Consider the following 25,389-nt stretch of genomic DNA (forward strand, 5'->3'; position numbering starts at 1 on the left):
GACGGCGACGCGGGCAGGGCAGCGCGCCGGCGGCATGCGGCCGGCCGGCGTGCGGCGCCGCTCAGACGCTCGCGGTCTGGCGGATTTCCTGCAGCAGGTAGCCGAAGCCGCGCACCGTGACGATTTCGACACGGCACTGCTCGAGTTTCTTGCGCACCCGGTGCACGTAGACTTCGATCGCGGTGTCGCCGAGATCGCCGCCGAAGTGCGTGAGGTGATCCTGCAGCTGGGCCTTGCTGACGACGCGGCCGTGGCGCAGCAGCAGCATTTCGAGCACCGCGAATTCGCGCGGCGACAGCTCGAGCGGCTTGTCGTCGTTGAAGATGCGGCGATCGACGCCCGACAGGCGGACGCCGCCGAGCGACACTTCCGGACGCGGCATGTCGCTGTGCGGGCCGCTGCGGCGCATCACCGCGCGGATGCGCGCTTCGAGCTCGGCCGGTTCGAACGGCTTGAGCATGTAGTCGTCGGCGCCGGAGTTCAGGCCCTGGATCCGGTCGTTCAGTTCGTCGCGCGCGGTCAGCACGATGACGGGCGTGTGGCGATTGGTCTGGCGGAAACGCGTGAGCAGCGTCATCCCGTCGATGCCCGGCAGGCCGAGGTCGAGGATCACGAGTTCGTGGCGGTTCTGGGCCAGCGCCTGTTCGGCAAAAATGCCGTCGTGCACCATGTCGACGGTGAAGCCAGCCTGCTCGAGGCTGCTCTGGATACCGCGTGCGATGGGGCGGTCGTCTTCGATCAGAAGGAGTCGCATGAAGTTCGCTCAAGTACAATGGGTTGGCGGTTCAGGCACGCGGACAGCACGACGCCGTTTCCACAGGGGCGCCGCATCGCCTGACATCAAGCATGGCGGCCAGCGAACGATTAAATCCAATCATGTCCGATATTTCGATCCACGACCTCGAAGCCGCGATCAATTTCTGGCGCGCCCGCTCGCCATCGAGCGGCGACGAACTCAAACTCTGCGAAGAGGCCAGCGCGCTCTCCAAGCCGTATGCGCTGCTGATTGTACAGCGCGGAAGCGCGCTGCAACTGGAAGGTTTGGACCCCAAGGCGCGGAAAGCGTACGAGACTTACGCGCGCCTTAAAGATGGCTTGGAAAGCTGAAGGCTTTCGCTGAATACATCGTAGAAAACGTTCATCGAAATGAAAAGTTGACGCGCCGCGCGTCGAAAGATGCGCGGCGGTAGAGACAGTACTCAGGCAGCAGGCTGGAGGTGCGCACAGACCTGGTCGATGAACTGCGCGAGTTCGATGTCGCGCTCGGTCAGGCCGTCCGCATCGTGGGTCGACAGTGTCACGTCGACACGGTTGTACACGTTGAACCATTCCGGATGGTGGTTCATTTCCTGCGCCTTGATCGCGACGCGGGCCATGAAGCCGAAGGCCTCGTTGAAATCGGCGAAGCGCAGGCTGCGCTGGATCGCGTCGCGGCCCGGCACGGCTGTCCAGTGCGGCAGGCCTTCGAGGCGGGTCTTGCGTTCTTCTGATGTGAGCTTGTGGATCATCTTGCACCTCTCGTTCGGTAACGGCGCTCGCGCACGCGCAGCCGCCGCGCGGCAAAGCCGGTACCGGTCATTGTTTCATAGTTGAGCGACGGGCATCCGCCAGGCGGGCGCCCGCTCTCGCATGACTCGCATTACGCGTCGGCGTCGTCCGGCCAGCCTTCGCCCGTGCCGCGCTGCAGCACGAGATCGCTGTCGATCACCGCGCCGGCCGGGAATTCCGGCAGCGCGGCCAGCCGGTCGGCCAGTGCGCGGCCGTCGACGTCGGCGAGCGCGAACAGCTGCGCGAAATCGTCGATCACGAAGTAGGTCTTCTGGAACGTGTCGATCCGGTACCTCGTGCGCATCACGCGTTCCAGGTCGAACCCGAGCCGGTTCGGTGCCGCGCTTTCAAGGCTGTAGAGGCTTTCGCCCTTGCTGGACACGATCCCGGCGCCGTAGATCGACAGCCCGTTCGTGCCGTCCGGGTCGCGCATCAGCCCGAACTCCACCGTGTACCAGTAGAGTCGCGCGAGCCGCGCGAGCGCCGCTTCGTCGTCGGCGACCGCAAGCGCGGTGCGGCCGTATGCCTGCATGTAGTCGGCGAACACCGGCTCGATCAGGAGCGGCACGTGGCCGAACAGGTCGTGGAAGCAGTCGGGCTCCTGCAGGTAGTCGAGCTGATCCGGGCGGCGCATCCACCAGGTCACCGGAAACCGCCGGTTCGCGAGGTGCTCGAAGAACACGCGATCGGGCACGAGGCCCGGCACCGCGACGATGTCCCAGCCGGTCGCCGGCTTCAGCTGGCGGTTCACGTCGGCGAACGACGGCACGCGGTCGGCCGGCAGGTCGATCTTCCCGAGCCCGGCGATGAACGCGCCGCACGCGCGTCCGCGCAGCAGTGCCGACTGGCGCGCATAGAGCTGCTGCCACACCGCGTGGTCGACCCGGCCGTAGCGTTCGAGCGGCTGGTCGATGGTGAAATCGGCGCGGGTTTCGAGACCCGCGTCGAACTGCTCCTGCAGTTTCGCGGTGACGACGGTGGACATGGTGAGACTCTGCACGCGGTGGTTGGGAACCATGCAAGTGTAGAGCGGGTGACGTGCGGAATGGGCGCAAAGATGGCGTGAATTCGCCTGTTGATGCGATAATCTCGCATCAAAAAAGAAATCAATGCGGAGATTGCTCATGCTGGAACTCGATCACTTCGATCTCGCGCTTCTCGACGTGCTGCAGCGCTTCGGCCGCGCGACGCACCAGCAGCTTGGCGAGGAGGTGCCGCTGTCGCCGTCGCAGATCGGCCGGCGGCTGCAGCGGCTCGAGGCGGCCGGCGTGATCGAGGGTTACCGCGTGATGCTGCGCCCCGAAAAGCTCGGGCTCGGCGTCACTGCGTTCACGAGCCTGAAGCTCAAGCACCACGGCGATTCGATCATCGAGCAGTTCCAGCAGCAGATCGACGTGCTGCCCGAGGTGCTCGAATGTCATGCGGTGGTCGGCGATGCCGACTATCTGCTGCGGATCGTCGCGCCGGACCTCAACGCGCTGTCGCAGTTCGTGATGAAGAAGCTGATGCGCGTGCCGGGCGTCGACAGCGTGCGCTCGAACATCGTGCTGACGACCTTCAAGCGTAACGGCGCGCTGCCGCTCGCGCACCTGGCGCCCGGCGCCGCGTGACGCGGCGGCCGGGCCGGCGGCGGGGCGCGATACGCCGCCGCGGATAGGGCCGGAGCAGGCGCCTCAGGCCGCTTCGGTCCGTGCGTCGGCGTTCAGCAGGTCGACGTACGCGACCGCGACGAGATCGTCCTGCGCGACGCCGAGCTTCGCAAACACGTCGTGTGCTTCGGCTTCACCGCCGGCTTCGTCGTCGTCGGGGCCGAGCACCACTTCCAGCTCGATGAAGTCGCCGAGGCCGTCGACCCGGTCGAGGTGGATCCGCGTGCGGCCGACGAGGTACACGTGCCGTTCCTTCGTCACGATCCCGCGCGTGGTGAGCGCGGTCGCGAGCAGCGAATGCATCGCGTCCGGGTTCGTCACCGGGCTGCGCGTGTAGTACGACGCCTTCGGGCCGTCGCGGTCGTCGCGCTGGTAGAAGATCAGCTCGGCCGGCGTGCCGTCCTCGAAGCGGCGCAGCTTCAGCCGGCCGCGCGGCACGTCGTAGAAGAAATCCTGCTGGCGGTAGAAAAGCGGCGCGTCGGTCGCGAGCCTAGCCGCCTGTTCGCGCAGCCGGTCGAATTCACGGGCGCGGGCTTTGATCTCGATGTTGCGGGCCATGCGGGTCTCCTTCAATCAGGGGTCTCGCGGTGTGCGAACGCACAATCTAGCAAAAAGCCCGTGATGGTGGCGTGACGCGCGACCGGCACGCGGCGACGCGACGCGGGGCAGGCGATGCGGGCCCGCGCGCGATTTCTCCTCTCATGCGCGGGGTGGCGAGCCGCAAGCTCCGCAGGCGGCGTCGGCCCGCTTCAGGTGCGCAAACCCGGCGCGCGACCTGCCATACCGACATCACCAGCGCTCATATCGCCCACTGCGCCTCGATCAGCCGCAGCGCGGCCGCGATCGCCGGTTCGTCGCGCCGCTCGGCGAGCGTCACGAACGTCAGTTCGGTCGGCACCGTCACGCGCTCGACGATCGTCAGCGCATGCGCGTGCGCTTCGGCCAGCGCGGTCGAATCGCGTGCGAGCGTCAACCCGATCCCCGATTTGACGAGATCGAGCATCGACTGCTCCTGGTCGACCTCGGCGACCTTGACCGGCTGCGCGCCGGCCGCCGCGAACAGCCGCGACAGCAGCCGGTGATGGGCGGATGCCGGCGGCGTCCAGATCCACGGCAGCGCGGCGAGCGCGCGCCAGTCGTGCGCGCGCTGCACGCGCTCCTTCCAGCCGGCCGGCGCGAGCACGCGGTACTGGAAACGCGTCAGTGTGACGGTGTGGAACAGCGCGTCGTCGCGCGGTTCGTCCTCATCGGGCCGGCCGATGTAGTAGCCGACGTCGAGCGCCTGCCCGCGCACCTGGTCGAGCACCCAGCCCGACATCCCGTGCCGCAGCGCGGTCTCGATCTGCGGATGGGTTTCGACCAGCGCGCGCAGGAACCCGCCGAGCCGCAGGAAGCCGGGGTCGAGGATCGTGCCGATCCGCAACCGGCCGCGCACTTCGTGCCGCAGCGCAGCAGCGGCGCGCTGCACGTCGGCGGCCGCGGCCAGCGCGCGCTCCGCGTGCGGCAGCAGCGTCTGGCCATCGCGCGTGAGCGCGAGCCCGCGTGATGTGCGCGTAAACAGCGCGACGCCGAGCGTTTCCTGCAGATGCTTGATCTGCAGGCTGACGGCCGGCTGCGTCAGGTGCAGTTGCGCGGCGGCGCGCGTCAGGTTGCCTTCGCGGGCGACCGTCACGAACGCGCGGAGCAGGGTGAGATCCATCGTCGTGATATGAGCGCAGCTTATAACGCAGTTCAGCATAACTCATTGGATCGGCGGCCGGCGGGCGGAGTACGCTTCATCGGTCGCGTCGGCCGCGACGCACTATGCTGAAAATGACGCGCGGAATTACACGCGCGGCGGATAAGGAAGGAGACACGTCGTGAGCACTCAACGCACGCTCGAGGGCGAATTCGATTACGTGATCGTCGGCGCGGGCACCGCGGGCTGCGTGCTCGCGAACCGCCTGACCGAGGATCCCGACATCCACGTGCTGCTGCTCGAAGCGGGCGGCAAGGACGACTATCACTGGATCCACATCCCGGTCGGCTATCTGTATTGCATCGGCAATCCGCGCACCGACTGGCTGTACAAGACGCAGCCCGAGGCGGCGCTCAACGGCCGTGCGCTGTCGTATCCGCGCGGCCGCGTGCTCGGCGGCTGCTCGTCGATCAACGGGATGATCTACATGCGCGGCCAGCGCGAGGATTACGACAGCTGGGCGCAGGAAACCGGCGACGCCGGCTGGTCGTGGAACAGCGTGCTGCCGATCTTCAAGCGCAGTGAGGACCACCACGCGGGCGCGAGCGATGCGCACGGCGCGGGCGGCTACTGGCGCGTCGAGAAGCAGCGGCTGCGCTGGGAGATCCTCGAGTCGTTCGCGCAGGCCGCGCAGCAGATGGGCATTCCGGCCACCGACGATTTCAACCGCGGCGACAATTCCGGGGTCGGCTATTTCGAGGTGAACCAGAAGCGCGGCGTGCGCTGGAATACGTCGAAGGCGTTCCTGCGGCCCGCGATGACGCGCCCGAACCTGACCGTGATCACCGGTGCGCACGCGCAGCGCGTGATCTTCGACGGGCGGCGCGCGGTCGGCGTCGAGTATCGCGGCGGCGGCACCGACTACGTCGCGCGTGCCCGCGCCGAAGTGCTGCTGACCTCCGGCGCGGTGAATTCGCCGCAGCTGCTCGAACTGTCGGGCATCGGCGCGGGCGCGCGGCTGCAGGCGCTCGGCATCGACGTCGTGCAGGATCTGCCGGGCGTCGGCGAGAACCTGCAGGATCACCTGCAGTTGCGGATGGCGTTTCGCGTCGAAGGCGTGCGCACGCTCAACACGTTGTCCGCGCACTGGTGGGGCAAGCTGATGATCGGCGCCGAATATGCGCTGCTGCAGCGCGGGCCGATGTCGATGGCGCCATCGCAGCTCGGCGCGTTCGCGAAGTCCGATTCCAACGATCCGGCGCTCACGCGTCCCGATCTCGAATACCACGTGCAGCCGTTGTCGCTCGAGCGATTCGGCGAGCCGCTGCACGGCTTCAACGCGTTTACGGCATCCGTCTGCCATCTGCGGCCGAGCTCGCGCGGCAGCGTGCATATCGCGAGCCCCGATGCGAGCGTGGCGCCGTCGATCGCACCGAACTACCTGTCGACCGACCACGATCGCCACGTCGCCGCGAACGCGCTGCGCCTCACGCGCCGGATCGCGTCCGCGCCGGCGCTCGCGCGCTACCGTCCCGAGGAGATCCTGCCCGGCTCGCGGTACCGGACCGAAGCCGAACTGATCGAAGCGGCGGGCGCGGTCGGCACGACGATCTTCCATCCGGTCGGTACGTGCCGGATGGGGCGTGCGGACGACGAACGTGCGGTCGTCGACAGCCGGCTGCGCGTGCGTGGCGTCGCGGGGCTGCGGATCGTCGATGCATCGGTGATGCCGTTCATCACGTCGGGCAACACGAATTCGCCGACGCTGATGATCGCCGAGCGCGCGAGTGACATGATCCGCGCCGATCGCCGTGCGGCGCACGACGCGACGCAGGTGCGAACGAACGCGGCGGTGACGGCGGCGTGACGATGCGCTGACACGCTCGACAGCGAACGGTCATCCGGGCGCGCGCTGGTTCGACGTGCGAAGCAAGCCGATGCATGCGGATTGCCGCGCATCAGCGACATGAAAGAGGGTAATCGCACCGCCGGCCGCGCATGTCACGCGGCTTTTTTGTCACGCGGCGGCGTAACGCGCGGCGTAATGCGCGTGCGCTCAAGCAGGCACGCGCCGTGCGAGCGCGACCGCCGATGATGCGCGTGTCAAAAAAAGCCGCGGCGAAAATTCGCGTTCAGCCGCGTCTGATATGGCGGCCAGCCCTATAAGTGCAAATCCCGATGATTGCACTGCACCAACGGGGCGACAATGTTCAGCAGTGTGCATACGCGTCGGCGCGGGAGACCACCCTCGAGGCGTAACACGGCGCCCGGGGGGCAGCCCGCTGATCCGCGGTCCTGTTCGCGGTCGCTTCTCGCGAATCTTCCCGGTGCTTCGCCTGACTTCGTACGGAAGGGAACATGATTCTCGGCGACACGATTCTGGAAACACGCGGACTGACGAAGGAATTCAGGGGCTTCACCGCCGTGAACGGTGTCAACCTGCGCGTGCGTCGCGGTGCGATCCACGCGTTGATCGGACCGAACGGCGCGGGCAAGACCACCTGCTTCAACCTGCTGACCAAGTTCCTGACACCGACGGCCGGCCAGATCGTCTTCAACGGCATCGACATCACCGACGAGCGGCCCGCGCAGGTCGCGCGGCGCGGCATCATCCGTTCATTCCAGATCTCCGCGGTATTCCCGCACCTGAGCGCACTGCAGAACGTGCGCCTCGGCCTGCAGCGCGCGCTCGGCACCGAATTCCATTTCTGGCGCAGCGAGCGCACGTTGCGGCGGCTCGACGATCGCGCGATGGACCTGCTCACGCAGGTCGGCCTCACCGATTTCGCGCACGTGCCGACCGTCGAGCTCGCGTACGGCCGCAAGCGCGCGCTCGAGATCGCGACGACGCTCGCGATGGAACCCGAACTGATGCTGCTCGACGAGCCCACGCAAGGGATGGGCCACGAGGACGTCGACCGCGTGACCGCACTGATCAAGAAGGTCGCGGCCGGCCGCACGATCCTGATGGTCGAGCACAACATGAACGTGATCGCGGGCATCTCCGACACGATCACCGTCCTGCAGCGCGGCGAGGTGCTGGCCGAAGGCTCGTATGCGGAAGTGTCGAAGAATCCGCTGGTGATCGAAGCGTACATGGGCAGCACCGACGCGGCACTCGCGGGGGCGCACGCATGAAGCACAGCGAACGGGAGGAACGCGAATTGAGCGGCGTCGAAAGCGGCACGCCCGCGCTGGAGATCACGGGCCTCGAGGCCTGGTACGGGGAATCCCACATATTGCACGGTGTCGACCTGAGCGTTCATCGCGGCGAGGTCGTCACGCTGCTCGGCCGCAACGGCGCGGGCCGCACCACGACGCTGCGCGCGATCATGGGCCTCACCGGCCGCCGCAGCGGCTCGATCAAGGTTGCCGGCAACGAGACGATCGGTCTCGCGACGCACCGTGTCGCGCATTTCGGCGTCGGCTATTGCCCGGAAGAACGCGGGATCTTCTCGAGCCTGTCGTGCGAGGAGAACCTGATGCTGCCGCCGCCGATCGGGCCGCGCGAGCACGCGATGTCGCTCGACGAGATCTACGCGATGTTCCCGAACCTCGCGTCGCGCCGGCAGAGCCAGGGCACGCGGCTGTCCGGCGGCGAGCAGCAGATGCTCGCGGTCGCGCGGATCCTGCGCACCGGCGCGAACCTGCTGCTGCTCGACGAAATTTCCGAAGGGCTCGCACCGGTGATCGTGCAGACGCTCGCGCGGATGATCGTCGCGCTGAAGGCGCGCGGTTACACGGTGGTGATGGTCGAACAGAATTTCCGTTTCGCCGCGCCGCTCGCCGACCGCTTCTACGTGATGGAGCATGGCCGCATCGTCGAGCATTTCCGCTCATCCGAACTGGAAGGCAAGATGCCGATCCTTCACGACCTGCTCGGGGTGTGACGCCGCACCGTTTCCCTTGCCGCTAGCCGTGGCGGCCCTCGAACAACCACAACGCATCAGAACAACAGGAGACGTCAATGAAAATGAAGACCCTCGCACACGCATGTCTCGCGGTCGCGGCCGCAGCGTTCACCGCCGGTGCCGCACACGCCGCGGATAGCGTGAAGATCGGTTTCATCACCGACATGTCGGGGCTTTACGCGGACATCGACGGGCAGGGCGGCCTCGAGGCGATCCGGATGGCGGTCGCCGACTTCGGCGGCAAGGTGCTCGGCAAGCCGATCGAGGTCGTCTATGCCGACCACCAGAACAAGGCGGACATCGCCGCGTCGAAGGCGCGCGAATGGATGGACCGCGGCGGGCTCGACCTGCTGGTCGGCGGCACGAACTCCGCGACCGCGCTGTCGATGAACCAGGTCGCGGCCGAGAAGAAGAAGGTCTACATCAACATCGGTGCGGGCGCCGACACGCTGACCAACGAGCAGTGCACGCCGTACACGGTCCACTACGCATACGACACGATGGCGCTCGCGAAGGGCACCGGTTCGGCCGTGGTGAAGCAGGGCGGCAAGACCTGGTTCTTCCTGACCGCCGACTATGCGTTCGGCAAGGCACTGGAAAAGAACACGTCGGACGTCGTCAAGGCGAACGGCGGCCAGGTGCTCGGCGCGGTGCGTCACCCGCTGTCGGCGTCGGACTTCTCGTCGTTCCTGCTGCAGGCGCAGGCATCGAAGGCGCAGATCCTCGGCCTCGCGAACGCCGGCGGCGACACGATCAACGCGATCAAGGCCGCGAAGGAATTCGGCATCACGAAGACGATGAAGATCGCCGCGCTGCTGATGTTCATCGACGACGTGCACAGCCTCGGCCTCGAAACGACCCAGGGCCTCGTGCTGACCGACAGCTGGTACTGGAACCGCGATGCGGCATCGCGCCAGTGGGCGCAGCGCTACTTCGGCAAGATGAAGAAGATGCCGTCGAGCCTGCAGGCGGCCGACTACTCGTCGGTGACGACCTACCTGAAGGCCGTGCAGGCCGCCGGCACGACCGACTCCGACAAGGTGATGGCCGAGCTGAAGAAGATCAAGATCAACGACTTCTACGCGAAGGGCTATATCCGCGCGGACGGCAGCATGATCCACGACATGTACCTGATGGAAGTGAAGAAGCCGTCGGAATCGAAAGAGCCGTGGGACTACTACAAGGTGCTCGCGACGATTCCGGGCGACCAGGCGTTCGGCACCAAGCAGGAATCGCGCTGCGCGCTGTGGAAGTAAGCGCGGCGCGGTAGCGCGTGGCGGCGGCTGCAGCGATGCGCCCGCTGCGCCGCCCGCGTGCGTGACGGCTCTGACGTTGCGCACGCAACGAAACTCAACCTGACGGCTAAGTCGATGGAAATCTTTGGCATTCCGTTGCCGGCGATGCTGAGCCAGTTGCTGCTCGGGCTCGTCAACGGCTCGTTCTACGCGATCCTGAGCCTCGGGCTCGCGGTGATCTTCGGGCTGCTCAACGTGATCAACTTCGCGCACGGCGCGCTGTTCATGCTGGGCGCGATGCTCGCATGGATGGGGCTGTCGTACTTCGGGTTGCCGTACTGGGCGATGCTCGTGCTCGCGCCGCTGATCGTCGGCGCGTTCGGGATCGTGATCGAGCGCTCGATGCTGCGCTGGCTGTACAAGCTCGATCACCTGTACGGGCTGCTGCTCACGTTCGGGCTCACGCTCGTCGTCGAAGGCGTGTTCCGGTCGATCTACGGATCGTCCGGCCAGCCGTACGACGTACCGTCGCAACTGTCCGGCGCGACCAATCTCGGCTTCATGTACCTGCCGAACTACCGCGCGTGGGTGGTCGTCGCGTCGCTCGCGGTGTGTCTCGTGACCTGGTTCGTGATCGAGAAGACGCGCCTGGGCGCGTATCTGCGCGCGGGTACCGAGAATCCGAAGCTCGTCGAGGCGTTCGGCGTGAACGTGCCGATGATGATCACGCTCACCTACGGCTTCGGCGTCGCGCTCGCGGCCTTCGCGGGCGTGCTCGCCGCGCCGGTGATCCAGGTGTCGCCGCTGATGGGCCAGCCGATGATCATCACCGTGTTCGCGGTGGTCGTGATCGGCGGGATGGGCTCGATTCTCGGCTCGATCATCACCGGGCTGCTGCTCGGCGTGATCGAGGGCTTCACGCGCGTGTTCTATCCGGAAGCGTCGGCCACGGTCGTGTTCGTGATCATGGCGATCGTGCTGCTGATCCGCCCGGCGGGCCTGTTCGGCAAGGAAAAATGATGCAGAGAAAAGTGCTCTACGGCGTGCTGCTCGCCGCACTGCTCGTCGCACCCTTCATCGGCGCCTATCCGGTGTTCGTGATGAAGGTGCTCACGTTCGCGCTGTTCGCGGCCGCGTTCAACCTGCTGATCGGCTATACGGGGCTGCTGTCGTTCGGCCATGCGATGTTCCTCGCGACCGCCGGCTATGCAACCGGCTATGCGATCCAGACGCTCGGCGTCACGCCGGAGCTCGGCGTGCTTGCCGGCACCGTCGCGGCGACGCTGCTCGGGCTGGTCGTCGGCCTGTTCGCGATTCGCCGGCAGGGCATCTATTTCGCGATGATCACGCTCGCGTTCGCGCAGATGGTCTACTTCATCTACCTGCAGGCGCCATTCACGCATGGCGAGGACGGGCTGCAAGGCGTGCCGCGCGGGCACCTGTTCGGGCTCGTCGACCTGTCGAACGACGTCGCGCTGTACTACGTCATGCTCGCGGTGATCGTCGCCGCGTGCGCGTTCATCGTGCGGATCGTGCACTCGCCGTTCGGCCAGGTGCTCGTCGCGATCAAGGAGAATGAGGCGCGCGCGATCTCGCTCGGCTACGACACCGACCGCTTCAAGCTGCTCGCGTTCGTCCTGTCGGCCGGGCTCGCGGGGCTGGCCGGCTCGCTGAAGGTGCTGGTGCTCGGCTTCGAGACGCTGTCGGACGCGTATTGGACGATGTCGGGCCTCGTCGTGCTGATGACGCTCGTCGGCGGAATGGGCACGCTGTTCGGGCCGCTGCTCGGCGCGGCACTGATCGTCGCGCTGGAGGACCGTCTCGGCGACATCGGCGAATGGCTCGCGTCGACCACCGGGATCGGCTGGTTCCACTCGCTCGGCGAATCGGCGACGATCGTCACGGGGCTGATCTTCATCGCATGCGTGCTTGCGTTCCGGCGCGGGATCGTCGGCGAGATGGTCGCGCGGGTCAAGACGCTCAGGCCGTCGTGACAGGGCGTTGCGGCGCGTTGATGCGAAGCACCATCCGGCGGGGCCCGGAAGGCCGTCGCGGCGGGCTCCGGCAGGCGCCGCGAGGCAGGTCTGGTGCCCCATTTTCGTGCGGCGATGCACCATAGGGGTAAATGCTAAGTTGTCGCAGGGTGAAAGGTCCTTTAATCTTCGTCTCAGTTCTGATGCACCGCGAAACGAATTTGCAGGTGGAGAACGAGGAGACAATCGAGGCACAAAGTGCCCGGCCCCAAAGCGCTGTTGGACGGAATCCAACAGCGCTTTTTCATTTGTGTGCGCGAATTTTCATTGATGGTGCAGGTGACCGGCGCCGCATGCTTCGCGCCCGCTTCTGCATCGCATCACCTGCGTCTCGTCCCCTCGTTTTCGTCCATTCCTGCCAGTCGATCGCCGCGGGCGCGCAGCGGCGTGCATGCCGTTCGGGCTTACCCGGTTGGCGTGCGCAAAACGCGTCCGTTACACTCAGCTTTCGCCGACCGCGCGGTCGGGAAAATCGGTCGGCAGTTCTCCTACAAGCACAATGCAGAAGAGGGAGTACGGTTGGATGAGAAGCGCAGAGCGACGGATCGGGGCACGAAGGGCGGCTGGCGCCGCTCGTTCGGGGTCGGACACGCATCGGTATGCACCGGTTGTCGCGAGCCGTCCTGCGGCCCGCATGCGCGCTCCGGCGCGATATGCCGGCACGGCGGCTTCGGCGGTCGTTGCGTCCGCATCGGATGCGCCGTCCGGATTCGAATTCGGCTTTGCCTTCCCGTTCGCATGAACTACCGGTTTTCCGATCTTGCGCCGCCCGCGCGAAGGGCTGAACCCGGCCCGGCCAGTCGATTTTCCGGCGATGGTTGCCTCCGCATCGATCGCCGCGCGCGCAATGCCGCATTTCTCCGCTTCCTTCATCCTGACGACATTGCCGCCACGCATCGTGGTCGAGCGACTGCTTCCGTGCGTGCGCTGGCGCGCGAGCGCACGGTGTCGCCGGGGCGCGATCGCGGCGCCGGCGTTTCACGGGAAAACGAGCGTAGACGCGGTGCGGAGAGATAATTAACTTATTAACTTGTTTGAGGGCCGGGAGCCGCCCGAGCGACCCGCGGATTTTTCGAGCAGCGTTTGGAGACAACCTAAATGAAGATGAATCGATGGATGGAGGTTCTGGTTGCAGCGGGCCTCGTGTGTGCGGCGGCCACGGCGTCGGCCCAGGTGAAGATCGGCGTGACGTTGTCGGCCACCGGGCCGGCCGCCTCGCTCGGGATTCCTGAAAAGAACACGATTGCACTGCTGCCGAAGGAAATCGCGGGCAAGAGCGTGCAGTACATCGTGCTCGACGATGCGTCCGACACGAGCCGCGCGGTGCAGAACGTGCGCAAGCTGATCGACGAGGATCACGTCGACGCGATCATCGGTTCGTCCGTCACGCCGAACTCGCTCGCGATGCTCGATCCGGTGTCGCAGGGCAAGACGCCGACGATCTCGCTCGCGGCGAGCGCGCAGATCATCGCGCCGATGGACGCGAAGCGCGCGTGGATGTTCAAGGTGCCGCAGAACGACCAGTTGATGGCCGACGCGATCGCCGGCTACATGGCGAAGCATGGCGTGAAGACGGTCGGCTTCATCGGCTTCGCGGACGCGTACGGCGATAGCTGGTACAAGACGTTCGACGCGGCCGCCGCGAAGAACGGGTTGAAGGTCGTGTCGAACGAGCGCTACAACCGCACCGACGCATCGGTGATGGGGCAGGTGCTGAAGCTGATGGGTTCGAATCCCGACGCGATGCTGATCGCCGGTTCCGGCACGCCGGCCGCGCTGCCGGCCAAGACGCTGAAGGAGCGCGGCTACAAGGGCAAGGTGTACCAGACGCACGGCGTCGCGAACAACGACTTCCTGCGCGTATGCGGCAAGGATTGCGAAGGCGAGATCCTGCCGGCCGGCCCGGTGCTCGTGACCGACCAGCTGCCCGATTCGAATCCGGTGAAGAAGCCGGCGCTCGGCTACAAGGCCGCGTACGAGAAGGCGTACGGTGCGGGTTCGCTGTCGACCTTCGGCGGGCATGCGTGGGATGCGGGGCTGCTGCTGCAGCGTGCGATTCCCGATGCGCTGAAGAAGGGCCAGCCGGGCACCGAGGCGTTCCGCGAGGCGCTGCGCGCATCGCTCGAGAGCGTGAAGGACCTGCCCGTGTCGCACGGCGTGATCAACATGACGCCGACCGATCACAACGGCTTCGACACGCGTGCGCGCGTGATGGTGCAGATCGTCGACGGCAAGTGGAAGCTGCAGGCCGAGTAAGCATCACGTGAAACCGGCGGGTGCGGCGCGAACGGTGCCGTGCCCGCCGTCGGCAGCGCGGCGGGCCTCGCGGCCCGTGTCCGCGCCGCATGGAATCTCCGGGAAGCCGCCGCACGACGCCTGACACCCCGGTCTTGCCGTCCGCGCGCGCGGGCCGTTCCCGTCGCCGTTTCTCCGCAGCATTCTCGATACACGAAACGTATGGATCTCTCGATTGCGGCGATCCTCGCGCAAGACGGCATCACGACCGGCGCCATTTATGCATTGCTGTCGCTGGCGCTCGTGCTGGTGTTTTCCGTCACGCGGGTGATCTTCATTCCCCAGGGCGAATTCGTCGCCTACGGTGCGCTCACGCTTGCGGCGTTGCAGGCGCAGAAATTTCCCGCCACCTGCTGGCTGCTGTTCGTGATGGGCATCGCGTGCTTCCTGCTGGAAGTCGGCGGCCTGATCCGCCATCGCGAACGCCGCCATCAGCTCGGACGCACGCTGGCGACGCTCGCGAGCCGCTACGTGCTGCTGCCGCTCGCGGTGTTCGCGGTGACGCGCGGCTTTGCCGCGCAGCCGTTGCCGATGCTCGCGCAGATCGCGCTGACGCTCGCGATCGTCGTGCCGATGGGGCCGTTCGTCTACCGGCTCGTGTATCAGCCGATCGCCGAAGGCACGACGCTGCTGCTGCTGATCGTGTCGGTCGCCGTCCATTTCGCGATGGTCGGCCTCGGGCTCGTGATGTTCGGCGCGGAAGGTTCGCGCACCAACGGCTTCGCGGATGCGTCGCTGTCGATCGGCAGCATGACGGTATCGGTGCAGAGCATCCTCGTGGTCGTGACCGCGCTGGTGCTGATCGGTGCGCTCTACGTGTACTTCGGCCGGACGATCGCCGGCAAGGCGCTGCGCGCGACGTCCGTGAACCGGCTCGGCGCGCGGCTCGTCGGTATCGGCACGACCGAAGCAGGGCGGCTCGCGTTCACGCTGGCGGCGGGGCTCGGTGTGCTGTCCGGCATCCTCGTCGGTCCGCTGACGACGATCTATTACGACTCCGGCTTCCTGATCGGCCTGAAGGGTTTCGTCGGCGCGATCATCGGCGGGCTGGTCAGCTATCCGCTCGCGGCAGCCGGTTCGCTGCTCGTCGGCGTGCTCGAATCGTATTCATCGTTCTGGGCGAGCGCGTACAAGGAAGTGATCGTGTTCACGCTGATCATCCCGGTGCTGCTGTGGCGCAGTTTCGCGACGCCGCACGCGGAAGAGGAAGAGGAGTGACGCGATGAAGACGATGGTGCGCAACAAGACCTTCTGGGTGTTTCTCGTGGTGCTGTTCGCGTTGCCGGTGCTGCCCGGCGCGCTGCAGGTGCCCGAGTACTGGATCACGCTGCTGAACTACATCGGCCTCTACGCGATCGTCGCGATCGGGCTCGTGCTGCTGACGGGCGTCGGCGGGATGACGAGCTTCGGGCAGGCCGCGTTCGTCGGCATCGGCGCGTATGCGACCGCGTTCCTGACGACGCAATACGGCGTGTCGCCGTGGCTCGCGCTGATCGTCGGCGTCGTGCTGACGGCGCTCGTCGCGCTCGTGCTCGGCGCGGTCACGATGAGACTGTCGGGGCACTTCCTGCCGCTCGGCACGATCGCGTGGGGCCTCGCGCTGTTCTATCTGTTCGGCAACCTCGAGATGCTCGGCAAGTACGACGGGATCAACGGGATTCCGGCGCTGAACCTGTTCGGCATCGTGCTCGAAAGCGGCCGCAGCCTGTACTTCCTGATCTGGGCCGTCGTGCTGGTCGCGATCGTGTCGGTGCAGAACCTGCTCAACAGCCGGCCCGGCCGCGCGATTCGCGCGCTGCGCGGCGGCGGTGTGATGGCCGAGGCGATGGGCGTGAACACCGCGTGGATGCGCGTCGTGATCTTCGTCTACGCGGCCGTGCTCGCGGCGGTGTCGGGCTTCCTGTACGCGCACCTGCAGCGCGCGGTGAACCCGACGCCGTTCGGCCTGAACCACGGGATCGAATTCCTGTTCATGGCCGTGGTCGGCGGCGTGTCGCACGTGTGGGGCGCGGTGCTCGGCGCGGCGATCCTCACCGTGCTGCAGGACTACCTGCAGACGCTGCTGCCGAAGCTGCTCGGCTCCGAAGGCAACTTCGAGATCATCGTGTTTGGCGTGCTGATGGTGCTGCTGCTGCAGTACGCGCGCCAGGGCGTATGGCCGTTCGTCGCGAAGCTGTTTCCGCGCGGGCCGCGTGCGCACGTGCCCGACCACGCCGATCCGCTGCCGCAGCGTGCGAAGCCGGTGGCGGGCGAGCCGCTGCTCGTCGTCGACAACGCGCGCAAGCAGTTCGGCGGGCTGGTGGCCGTCAACGACGTCAGCTTCGACGTGAAAGCGGGGCAGATCATCGGGCTGATCGGCCCGAACGGCGCGGGCAAGTCCACCACGTTCAACCTCGTGACCGGCGTGCTGCAGCCGACCGGCGGCACGATTACGTTCCGCAGCGAGCGGATCGACGGGCTCACGTCGCGCCAGATCGTCCGGCGCGGGATTGGCCGGACGTTCCAGCACGTGAAGCTGCTGCCGACAATGACGGTGCTCGAGAACGTCGCGATCGGCGCGCACCTGCGCGGCCATACGGGCGTGTGGCGCAGCATCGCGCGGCTCAATGCGCACGAGGAAGCGCAGTTGCTGGCCGAAGCGGCGCGGCAGATTCGCCGCGTCGGGCTGGAAAAGCACATGTACGACGAAGCGGGCAGCCTCGCGCTTGGCCAGCAGCGGATTCTCGAAATCGCCCGCGCGCTGTGCTGCGATCCGACGCTGCTGCTGCTCGACGAGCCGGCCGCCGGGCTGCGTTACCAGGAGAAGCAGCAGCTCGCCGATCTGTTGCGGCGCCTGAAGGCCGAAGGGATGAGCGTGTTGCTCGTGGAACATGACATGGATTTCGTGATGAACCTCACCGACCGGCTGGTGGTGATGGAGTTCGGCACGCGGATCGCGGAGGGGCTGCCGCAGGACGTGCAGCAGGATCCGGCGGTGCTCGAAGCGTATCTGGGCGGGGTGGAGTGATGACAAACACGACGATGCCGATTCTCGAGGTGCGCGGGCTGGCGGTGCGTTACGGGAAGGTCGAGGCGCTGCACGGCGCGGCGATCAAGGTCGGCGCAGGGCGGATCGTCAGCGTGATCGGCCCGAACGGCGCCGGCAAGTCGACGCTGCTGAACGCGATCATGGGCGCGCTGCCGGTGACCGGACATGCGTCGGGCGCGGTTGTGTACCGTGGCAATGATGTCGCGGCGTTGCCGGTCGAGCAACGCGTCGCGCGCGGGATGTGCCTCGTGCCGGAAAAGCGCGAGCTGTTCAGCACGATGACGGTCGAGGACAACCTCGTGCTGGGTGCGTATCGACGCAAGCTCGCGGGGGAGTCGAACTTTCTCGACCAGCTCGATCACGTATTTGCGCTGTTTCCTCGGCTGAAGGAGCGGCGTAAGCAGGCTGCCGGCACGCTATCGGGCGGCGAGCGGCAGATGCTTGCCGTGGGTCGTGCGCTGATGGGCAAGCCGGACCTGTTGATGCTCGACGAACCGAGCCTCGGGCTGGCACCGCTGATCGTGAAGGAGATTTTTCATATCATCAGCGCGTTGCGGGGCACAGGCGTCGCGACGTTGCTGATCGAGCAGAACGCGCGGGCCGCGCTGCAGATCTCGGATTACGGCTATGTGCTGGAGACGGGTGAATTTGCGCTGGAAGGGCCGGCGGCCGAGCTGGCGCAGAATCCGCGCGTGATCGAAACCTACCTCGGGCTGGCGAAGAAAACGGCTTGATGGATGGGCCGGCTGGCGGGAAACGGGCGGCGTGTTTCACGTGAAACACGCCGTTTTTGTTTTCGGGAGCAGGGCGACGCGGCGCTGGATTGGGTGTGGGGATAAGTGCCGGCGCAACAAGTGGAAGCCCTGTGACGAAAGTAGGGCGCACGTTTGGCTGGGCTCCACAGCGTAATGAGCGTTGGGTGGGCGGCAATACTTCGGCGACAGGTGGTGAGCAACACAGGGGATAAGTGCCGGGCGATCGACCGGAAATACTGTGTGGCCACAGCGATGTCGGGTCTCGCGACCCCTTGCGCGATCCGTGGTTTTGCACAGCTTGACGATGTGCGCTGAGGTCGCGATAGCGCCGCCAAAGCTGGCTAGATGGCACAGTCTGGCTATTCGGCCGAAAAAAGTGGCCAAATGAACCGGCCCTACCATTCGGACGGTCTTCGGGTGAAAAGCGAACCCGCTATAATTCGGCCCATACATTTCTCTGATAGGTTCGTGCGCAGTCCTGTGTACGGAATCCACCATGCTTTTTCCCACAGAATTTGACGTCATCGTCGTCGGTGGCGGGCACGCCGGCACGGAAGCCGCGCTGGCATCCGCGCGTATGGGTGCGAAGACGCTGCTGCTGACCCACAACATCGAAACACTCGGGCAGATGAGCTGCAATCCGTCGATCGGCGGTATTGGCAAAGGCCATCTGGTCAAGGAAGTCGATGCGCTCGGCGGCGCGATGGCCGCCGCGACGGACGAGAGCGGTATCCAGTTCCGGATCCTCAATTCGTCGAAGGGCCCGGCCGTGCGTGCAACGCGCGCGCAGGCCGACCGCATCCTGTACAAGGCGGCGATCCGCCACCGGCTCGAGAATCAGCCGAACCTGTGGCTGTTCCAGCAGGCCGTCGACGACCTGATGGTCGAAGGCGACCGGGTGATCGGCGCCGTCACGCAGATCGGCATCCGCTTCAGCGCCCGCGCGGTGGTGCTGACGGCCGGCACGTTCCTCGACGGCAAGATTCACGTTGGCCTGAACAACTACACGGGCGGTCGCGCGGGCGATCCGGCGGCCGTGTCGCTGTCGGCGCGCCTGAAGGAGCTGAGGCTGCCGCAGGGCCGCCTGAAGACCGGTACGCCGCCGCGTATCGATGGCCGTTCGATCGACTTCTCGAAGCTGGATGAGCAGCCGGGCGACCTCGATCCGATCCCGGTGTTCTCGTTCCTGGGCCGTGCCGAGCAGCATCCGCAGCAGCTGCCGTGCTGGGTCACGCATACGAACGAGCGCACCCACGACATCATCCGCGGCGGCCTCGACCGCTCGCCTATGTATACAGGCGTGATCGAAGGCGTCGGTCCGCGTTACTGCCCGTCGATCGAGGACAAGATCCACCGGTTCGCGTCGAAGGAGTCGCATCAGATCTTCCTCGAGCCGGAAGGGCTGACGACCAACGAGTTCTATCCGAACGGGATTTCGACGAGTTTGCCGTTCGACGTGCAGCTCGAACTCGTGCATTCGATGCGCGGCCTCGAGAACGCGCACATCCTGCGTCCTGGCTACGCGATCGAGTACGACTACTTCGATCCGCGTGCGCTGAAGGCGTCGCTCGAGACGAAGGCAATCAACGGGCTGTTCTTTGCGGGCCAGATCAATGGCACGACTGGCTACGAGGAAGCGGCCGCACAAGGCCTGCTGGCCGGCCTGAATGCTGGCCGTTACGTGCAGGAAAAGGACGCATGGTGCCCGCGTCGCGATCAGGCCTATCTTGGCGTGCTGGTCGACGACCTCGTCACGCGTGGCGTGGCCGAACCGTACCGGATGTTCACCAGCCGTGCCGAGTACCGCCTGAGCCTGCGTGAAGACAATGCGGATATGCGCCTGACCGAGATTGGCCGCGAGCTGGGTCTGGTCGACGATGCCCGCTGGGATGCATTCAGCCGGAAGCGCGACGCTGTTTCACGTGAAACCGAACGACTGAAGTCGACGTGGGTCACGCCGAAGACGCTACCGCCGGAAGAGGCGACCGCATTGCTTGGCAAGGCGATCGACCATGAGTACAGCCTCGCCGAACTGCTGCGCCGCCCGGGCATCAGCTATGACGGCGTGTGCGGCCTGAAGGGCGGGGAATGCGCGCCGGCGGAGCCGCTGGCCGACGATCCGGTACTGCTCGAACAGATCAAGGAGCAGGTCGAGATCGGCATTAAATATCAGGGCTATATCGAGCGTCAGGCCAGCGAGATCGAGCGCAACGATGCGAACGAGAACACGCGCCTGCCGGACGGTATCGATTACCGCGAGGTGCGTGGCCTGTCGTTCGAAGTGAGCCAGAAGCTCAACGAGTTCCGGCCGGAAACGATCGGCCAGGCCTCGCGCATCTCCGGCGTGACGCCGGCTGCGATCTCGCTGCTGATGGTGCACCTGAAGCGCCGTGGCCTCGGCCGTCGTACCGGCGCCGCCGCAGAGGCGACGGAGCAGGGGGACGGCACCGTCCCGACGCAACAATGACGGCGCGTCGCGCGCCGGCGGTTAATCGGGACGTTCTTGAACAGATGCTTGTCGACGGCACGGCCGCGCTCGACATCGCATTGACGGAAGCCCAGCGCAACCAGCTGCTCGAGTATGTCGCGCTGCTCGGCAAGTGGAACGCGGTCTACAACCTGACCGCGATCCGCGACCCGAAGCAGATGATGATCCAGCACATTCTCGATTCGCTCTCCATCGTTCCGCACCTGCGCGGCGGCGTATCGGCGCGCGTGCTCGACGTGGGTTCGGGCGGCGGATTGCCCGGTATCGTGCTGGCGATCGTCCAGCCGGACTGGCATGTGACGCTGAACGATATCGTGCAGAAGAAGTCTGCATTCCAGACGCAGATGCGCGCGGAACTGAAGCTCGCGAATCTGTCGGTCGTCACCGGGCGGGTCGAATCGCTGCAGCCGGGCATCGAAGTGCCGGAAAAATTCGACATGATCGTATCCCGCGCTTTCGCGGATCTATCCGACTTCGTTAAACTTGCTCGACATCTCGTCGCGCCCGGCGGATCGATCTGGGCAATGAAGGGTGTCCACCCGAACGACGAAATTGCACGGCTGCCGGAAGGCAGTCGCGTAAAGCAGACGATGCGGCTGGCGGTACCGATGCTCAATGCCGAACGGCATCTGATCGAGGTCACCGTCGACGAGGCGAATTGAAGGCGCGCGGTTGCGCGCCGTTTGTTTGAAGGTAAAGGGAACACACCAACGATGGCAAAGATCTTCTGCGTTGCGAACCAGAAGGGGGGCGTCGGCAAGACGACGACATCGGTCAATCTCGCCGCAAGCCTTGCAGCGCAGGAGCAACGAGTCCTGCTGATCGATCTCGACCCGCAGGGCAACGCGACGATGGGCAGCGGGATCGACAAGGCCTCCTGCGAGTCGACCGTGTACGAAGTCCTGGTCGACGGCGTATCGGTGACCGACGCGCGTGTGCGTCCGGAAGGCGTCACGTACGACGTGCTGCCGGCCAACCGCGAGCTGTCCGGTGCCGAGATCGAACTGATCAGCATCGACAACCGCGAGCGCCGGCTGAAGGCTGCGCTCGAGCGCGTGGGCGACGAATACGACTTCGTGTTGATCGACTGCCCGCCGACGCTGTCGCTGCTGACACTGAACGGCCTGTGCGCGGCGCATGGCGTCGTGATCCCGATGCAGTGCGAGTACTTCGCGCTGGAAGGTCTGTCGGATCTCGTCAACACGATCAAGCAGGTTCACGCGAACATGAACCGCGACCTGAAGATCATCGGCTTGCTGCGCGTGATGTTCGATCCGCGCATCACGCTGCAGCAGCAAGTCTCCGATCAACTGAAAGCGCACTTCGGCGACAAGGTGTTCGACGCGGTGATTCCGCGCAACGTGCGCCTGGCGGAAGCGCCGAGTTACGGGTTGCCGGGCGTCGTGTTCGACCGCAACTCGCGCGGTGCGCAGGCGTATCTCCAGTTCGGTGCCGAGATGATCGACCGCGTGCGCGCGTTCGAGGTGTCGTGATCCGGACATGAGCGAAGCGAGGAAGAAAGACATGAACGCGGTACCAAAGAAGAAGGGCTTGGGACGTGGCCTCGAAGCGCTGCTCGGCGGCAGTGCGGACATCACCGAAGCGGTGAAGATCGAAGGCGCACCGAACACGCTCGCGCTCGGCAAGCTGCAGGCCGGCAAGTACCAGCCGCGCACGCGGATGGACGAGGGGAGCCTGCAGGAGCTGGCGGCCAGCATTCGCGCGCAAGGCGTGATGCAGCCGATCCTGGTGCGGCCGATTTCGTCTGATAAATACGAGATCATCGCGGGCGAGCGGCGTTTCCGCGCGGCGCGCCTGGCCGGCCTCGACGAAGTGCCGGTGCTGGTGAAGGACGTGTCCGATCAGGCTGCCGCGGCGATGGCGCTGATCGAGAACATCCAGCGCGAAGATCTGAACCCGCTGGAAGAGGCGCACGGTATCCAGCGCCTGCTCGACGAATTCGGTTTCACGCACGAGCAGGCGGCCGAATCGGTCGGCCGTTCGCGCAGCGCGGTGTCGAACCTGCTGCGCCTGCTGAACCTTGCGTCGCCGGTGCAGACGATGCTGCTGGCCGGCGATCTCGACATGGGCCACGCGCGTGCGCTGCTTGCGGTCGACGCGGCGACGCAGATCACGCTCGCGCACCAGGTCGTCAACAAGCGGATGTCGGTGCGCGAGACCGAGAAGCTGGTCGCGCACACGACGAAGGAAGTGCCGGCGGTGAAGGCGCGCGCGAAAGACGATGGCGGCCGCGACACGCGCCGTCTCGAAGAAGAGTTGTCCGACCTGCTTGCGTCGACCGTGAAGATCAAGCTGGGCCGCCGCGGGCGAGGGCAGGTGATGATCGACTTCGGCAACCTCGACGCGCTCGAGGGCATTCTCGTGCGTCTGCGCGGCAACGTCGCGACCGAAGAATAACGAGGCGCGATTGATGAAGAACATGAGCGCGGCCACGCCGCGCCGGTGGGTTGGATGGTTGATGCAGGAGCCGGTGCTCACCACGCTGGCGCTTGCGCTGATTGCTCTTCAATGGTTGCGTCCGCAACCAATCGCCGCGCTGGCTGGTCTGGTCGACTGGCAGACCGTCGTGACGCTCGCGGGCTTGCTGATGCTGACCAAGGCGCTCGAGCTGTCCGGATTCCTGATGTGGTTCGCGCATCGCATCGTGCATCACGTGCATTCCGAGCGCGGGCTCGCGATGCTGCTCGTGGTGTTCGCGGCGGTACTCGCGATGTGGCTCACCAACGACGTCGCGCTGTTCGTCGTCGTGCCGCTGATGGTGTCGCTGCGCGCGCTGACACCGCTGCCGTTCCGGCGCCTCGTGATCGCCGTCGCGCTGGCCGTCAATGCGGGGTCCGTCGCGACGCCGCTTGGCAATCCTCAGAATCTGTTCCTGTGGCAATTGAGCGGCGTGTCGTTCGGCCGCTTCGTCGTCACGCTCGGGCCGCTCGCGTTGGCGCTGATGGCGCTGCTGCTCGTACTGACCGCATGCGCGTTTCGCGCGAAGCCGCTCGACCTGTCGGGAGATGTCGAGAAGGTCGCCGTGCAGCGCATGCACGCGCTGCTCGCGGCGGTGCTGTTCGGCGCATTCGTGCTGCTCGCCGACGCACATCATCCGGTACCGGGCCTGATCGCGGTCGTGATCGCGCTGCTGATTGCAAAACGTGACGCAGTCCTGAAGATCGACTGGCTGCTGCTGCTGATCTTTGTGCTGATGTTCGTCGTGCTGCGCAGCGCGGCCGCGCTGCCTGTCGTCCATGACGCGATCGCGCGGGCCCGCCTCGACTCGCCGCTGCGCGTGTTCGCGGCAGGCGCGGTGCTGTCGCAGGGAATCAGCAACGTGCCGGCGGCGATTCTGTTGTCGGAATTCACGCAAGACTGGCGGGCACTCGCGTTCGGCGTTTCGGTCGGCGGCTTCGGATTCGCGATCGGCTCGCTCGCGAACCTGATCGCGGTGCGTCTCGCGAAGGAGCCGCGGATGTGGCTGCCGTTTCACGCGGTGTCGATCCCGTTCGCGCTGGTGAGCGCGGCACTGGGCGCGTGGCTGCTCGTTCACGGTTGAGCGAGCGGGGGAGGGCGTGCCGCACAGGCGCATTTCGTGATCGTCCTGTAAGGCGCACAGCATTCGCGATCATTGTGAGGCCGGGGCTGTTGATAGGCCCTGCGGCACCACAGTCGATCTTCTGTGGTGCCGCAGCAACTGATTTCACGCATCGGCGCGTTCGCGCCGATCGCATTTCGCGCGCCGCGCCCGGCGGCGTGGCCACAGGTATTTCGTCTCTCCTGCGTCGTCGCGCCCGGTCATTTTCCGTGGCTGTGTCACGGCAGAATTCCTGCTGCGATCGCGTCGCGCCGACGACGTTCGCCCCAGGCGTCCATGTCACACCGATTCGTTGTCACCGCACTTTTCCGTGCAAGAAATACCGGTACGAAAACCCGACCTTACAACTGTCATCGTACGTCGTCGATTCGCGCGTTTTTCACATGATGAGGCGTCGTTTTACGCAGGTTTTTGTCGCGTCTAAAGCCTTGAATCACTTGCAACTATCGCTTACAATCGCCCGGATTTGTTAGCTAGGCACCCCTGAAAGCTTTCGGAAAGCTTGGGGCCGGATTCAAGGATTTTGCGGAAGATTGCGATGGCGGGTCAGGCGCCGAACGACAGGCACGATGGTCCCCGAGCGCAACGCACCGCTTCAGCAGCCGGCGAGTGGCGCGAGTCCGATGATGACTGGGATGCCGAGCAGCAAGATAACAACATCGTTCCGCTCACGCGGACGGACGCCGAGAGGCTGTTCGGTCCGAACGTGAGCAAGCCGTCGCGCGTAACCCCCCGCAAGGTGGTTGTCGCGCAGGTGGTCTTGTCCCTGGTTGCAACGCTGGCGTGGTGGCTGTTTTCAAAGTCGCCGGGCGCCGCTGCGCAGTCCGCGTTTCTGGGCGGGGCGATCGGCTGGGTGCCAAGCGCGTTGTTCGTGGCACGACTGAAGGCAGGTGGCTCGGCCACCGTGATCAGCTGGGTGATGGGCGAGGCCCTGAAGCTCGGCGTGACGATCGGGATGTTCGCTGCAGTGGCGTACGGCTATGCCGGCGTGCATTGGCCGGCACTCCTCGTCACCTACCTCGTCGTGCTGAAGACGTACTGGATCGCGCTGGCCTGGCGATAAGAAACAAGCAGCGTGCGGTTTCGACAACGAACCGCACGGCCCGTTCCCGCAATAGCGTGTTGCGGAACGGGGCAAAACGATTTTCGACAATTTGGGTGGCATTAA

The 25,389-nt window shown here is 65.7% G+C and carries 24 protein-coding genes; 18 read left to right on the forward strand and 6 right to left on the reverse strand.

What is annotated here, in order from left to right:
* Positions 1–61 precede the first annotated feature (61 nt).
* A complete protein-coding gene (locus ACTJKF_RS17930; RefSeq protein ID WP_006401494.1) occupies positions 62–754 on the reverse strand; it encodes a response regulator in 693 nt (230 codons plus the stop codon).
* A 122-nt stretch (positions 755–876) separates the two neighbouring features.
* Here ACTJKF_RS17930 and ACTJKF_RS17935 point away from each other — a divergent pair, with 122 nt between their 5' ends.
* Positions 877–1,107 carry a DUF3717 domain-containing protein gene (locus ACTJKF_RS17935; RefSeq protein ID WP_014895474.1) on the forward strand — a complete coding sequence of 77 codons (231 nt, stop codon included), beginning with the start codon at positions 877–879 and terminating at the stop codon, positions 1,105–1,107.
* 92 nt (positions 1,108–1,199) lie between these two features.
* On the opposite strand, the gene ACTJKF_RS17940 is transcribed toward ACTJKF_RS17935, so the two are convergent.
* Both ACTJKF_RS17940 and phhA read right to left on the reverse strand, forming a co-directional pair.
* A complete protein-coding gene (locus ACTJKF_RS17940) occupies positions 1,200–1,508 on the reverse strand; it encodes a 4a-hydroxytetrahydrobiopterin dehydratase (RefSeq protein ID WP_440624829.1) in 309 nt (102 codons plus the stop codon).
* Positions 1,509–1,639: 131 nt separating this feature from the next.
* Entirely contained in the window at positions 1,640–2,566 is a 927-nt protein-coding gene (gene phhA, locus ACTJKF_RS17945) for a phenylalanine 4-monooxygenase (protein ID WP_440624830.1), read from the reverse strand.
* Between the two features lie 106 nt (positions 2,567–2,672).
* On the opposite strand from phhA, the gene ACTJKF_RS17950 reads away from it, so the two are divergent.
* Positions 2,673–3,158: an Lrp/AsnC family transcriptional regulator gene (locus ACTJKF_RS17950; protein WP_006408082.1), complete on the forward strand. Its 486-nt coding sequence runs from the start codon at positions 2,673–2,675 to the stop codon at positions 3,156–3,158.
* 63 nt (positions 3,159–3,221) lie between these two features.
* Here ACTJKF_RS17950 and ACTJKF_RS17955 read toward each other — a convergent pair whose 3' ends face one another.
* Entirely contained in the window at positions 3,222–3,755 is a 534-nt protein-coding gene (locus tag ACTJKF_RS17955; RefSeq protein WP_440624831.1) for a class IV adenylate cyclase, read from the reverse strand.
* Positions 3,756–3,996: 241 nt separating this feature from the next.
* Complete coding sequence (locus ACTJKF_RS17960; RefSeq protein ID WP_440624832.1) at positions 3,997–4,896, reverse strand: LysR family transcriptional regulator; 900 nt, start codon at positions 4,894–4,896, stop codon at positions 3,997–3,999.
* Positions 4,897–5,056: 160 nt separating this feature from the next.
* Here ACTJKF_RS17960 and ACTJKF_RS17965 point away from each other — a divergent pair, with 160 nt between their 5' ends.
* From ACTJKF_RS17965 to ACTJKF_RS17990, 6 genes are all read left to right on the forward strand, one after another.
* Entirely contained in the window at positions 5,057–6,742 is a 1,686-nt protein-coding gene (locus ACTJKF_RS17965) for a GMC family oxidoreductase (protein WP_440624833.1), read from the forward strand.
* A gap of 491 nt (positions 6,743–7,233) precedes the next feature.
* Positions 7,234–8,013, forward strand: coding sequence for an ABC transporter ATP-binding protein (locus tag ACTJKF_RS17970; protein WP_440624834.1), 780 nt, complete (start codon positions 7,234–7,236; stop codon positions 8,011–8,013).
* Entirely contained in the window at positions 8,010–8,765 is a 756-nt protein-coding gene (locus ACTJKF_RS17975) for an ABC transporter ATP-binding protein (RefSeq protein ID WP_440624835.1), read from the forward strand. Before ACTJKF_RS17970 ends, ACTJKF_RS17975 begins: the two co-directional genes overlap by 4 nt.
* 77 nt (positions 8,766–8,842) lie before the next feature.
* On the forward strand, positions 8,843–10,042 hold the full coding sequence (locus tag ACTJKF_RS17980; RefSeq protein ID WP_440624836.1) for an ABC transporter substrate-binding protein: 1,200 nt from the start codon (positions 8,843–8,845) through the stop codon (positions 10,040–10,042).
* A 114-nt stretch (positions 10,043–10,156) separates the two neighbouring features.
* Entirely contained in the window at positions 10,157–11,041 is an 885-nt protein-coding gene (locus tag ACTJKF_RS17985; protein ID WP_440624837.1) for a branched-chain amino acid ABC transporter permease, read from the forward strand.
* Positions 11,041–12,015, forward strand: coding sequence for a branched-chain amino acid ABC transporter permease (locus ACTJKF_RS17990; RefSeq protein ID WP_440624838.1), 975 nt, complete (start codon positions 11,041–11,043; stop codon positions 12,013–12,015). Before ACTJKF_RS17985 ends, ACTJKF_RS17990 begins: the two co-directional genes overlap by 1 nt.
* Positions 12,016–12,495: 480 nt before the next feature.
* Here ACTJKF_RS17990 and ACTJKF_RS17995 read toward each other — a convergent pair whose 3' ends face one another.
* Positions 12,496–12,927, reverse strand: a complete 432-nt coding sequence (locus tag ACTJKF_RS17995) for a hypothetical protein (protein WP_440624839.1) — start codon at positions 12,925–12,927, stop codon at positions 12,496–12,498.
* A gap of 225 nt (positions 12,928–13,152) precedes the next feature.
* Here ACTJKF_RS17995 and ACTJKF_RS18000 point away from each other — a divergent pair, with 225 nt between their 5' ends.
* The 10 genes from ACTJKF_RS18000 to ACTJKF_RS18045 all read left to right on the forward strand — a co-directional run bounded on the left by ACTJKF_RS18000 (position 13,153) and on the right by ACTJKF_RS18045 (position 25,284).
* Positions 13,153–14,310 carry an ABC transporter substrate-binding protein gene (locus tag ACTJKF_RS18000; protein ID WP_440624840.1) on the forward strand — a complete coding sequence of 386 codons (1,158 nt, stop codon included), beginning with the start codon at positions 13,153–13,155 and terminating at the stop codon, positions 14,308–14,310.
* A gap of 201 nt (positions 14,311–14,511) precedes the next feature.
* Complete coding sequence (locus ACTJKF_RS18005; protein WP_440624841.1) at positions 14,512–15,567, forward strand: branched-chain amino acid ABC transporter permease; 1,056 nt, start codon at positions 14,512–14,514, stop codon at positions 15,565–15,567.
* Between the two features lie 4 nt (positions 15,568–15,571).
* Complete coding sequence (locus ACTJKF_RS18010) at positions 15,572–17,356, forward strand: branched-chain amino acid ABC transporter ATP-binding protein/permease (RefSeq protein WP_440624842.1); 1,785 nt, start codon at positions 15,572–15,574, stop codon at positions 17,354–17,356.
* Positions 17,356–18,111: an ABC transporter ATP-binding protein gene (locus tag ACTJKF_RS18015; RefSeq protein WP_440624843.1), complete on the forward strand. Its 756-nt coding sequence runs from the start codon at positions 17,356–17,358 to the stop codon at positions 18,109–18,111. The genes ACTJKF_RS18010 and ACTJKF_RS18015 overlap by 1 nt, the downstream gene beginning before the upstream one ends.
* Positions 18,112–18,628: 517 nt before the next feature.
* A complete protein-coding gene (gene mnmG, locus ACTJKF_RS18020; protein ID WP_440624844.1) occupies positions 18,629–20,599 on the forward strand; it encodes a tRNA uridine-5-carboxymethylaminomethyl(34) synthesis enzyme MnmG in 1,971 nt (656 codons plus the stop codon).
* Entirely contained in the window at positions 20,596–21,282 is a 687-nt protein-coding gene (gene rsmG, locus ACTJKF_RS18025) for a 16S rRNA (guanine(527)-N(7))-methyltransferase RsmG (RefSeq protein WP_440624845.1), read from the forward strand. The genes mnmG and rsmG overlap by 4 nt, the downstream gene beginning before the upstream one ends.
* A 51-nt stretch (positions 21,283–21,333) precedes the next feature.
* Positions 21,334–22,113, forward strand: coding sequence for a ParA family protein (locus ACTJKF_RS18030; RefSeq protein ID WP_440624846.1), 780 nt, complete (start codon positions 21,334–21,336; stop codon positions 22,111–22,113).
* Between the two features lie 31 nt (positions 22,114–22,144).
* Entirely contained in the window at positions 22,145–23,038 is an 894-nt protein-coding gene (locus ACTJKF_RS18035; protein WP_069747658.1) for a ParB/RepB/Spo0J family partition protein, read from the forward strand.
* A 13-nt stretch (positions 23,039–23,051) separates the two neighbouring features.
* Positions 23,052–24,182 carry an SLC13 family permease gene (locus ACTJKF_RS18040; RefSeq protein ID WP_440624847.1) on the forward strand — a complete coding sequence of 377 codons (1,131 nt, stop codon included), beginning with the start codon at positions 23,052–23,054 and terminating at the stop codon, positions 24,180–24,182.
* 577 nt (positions 24,183–24,759) lie between these two features.
* A complete protein-coding gene (locus ACTJKF_RS18045; protein WP_440624848.1) occupies positions 24,760–25,284 on the forward strand; it encodes an ATP synthase subunit I in 525 nt (174 codons plus the stop codon).
* The last annotated feature ends 105 nt before the right edge of the window (positions 25,285–25,389 follow it).

Source organism: Burkholderia sp. 22313 (genome assembly GCF_052045245.1).
GTDB lineage: Bacteria > Pseudomonadota > Gammaproteobacteria > Burkholderiales > Burkholderiaceae > Burkholderia.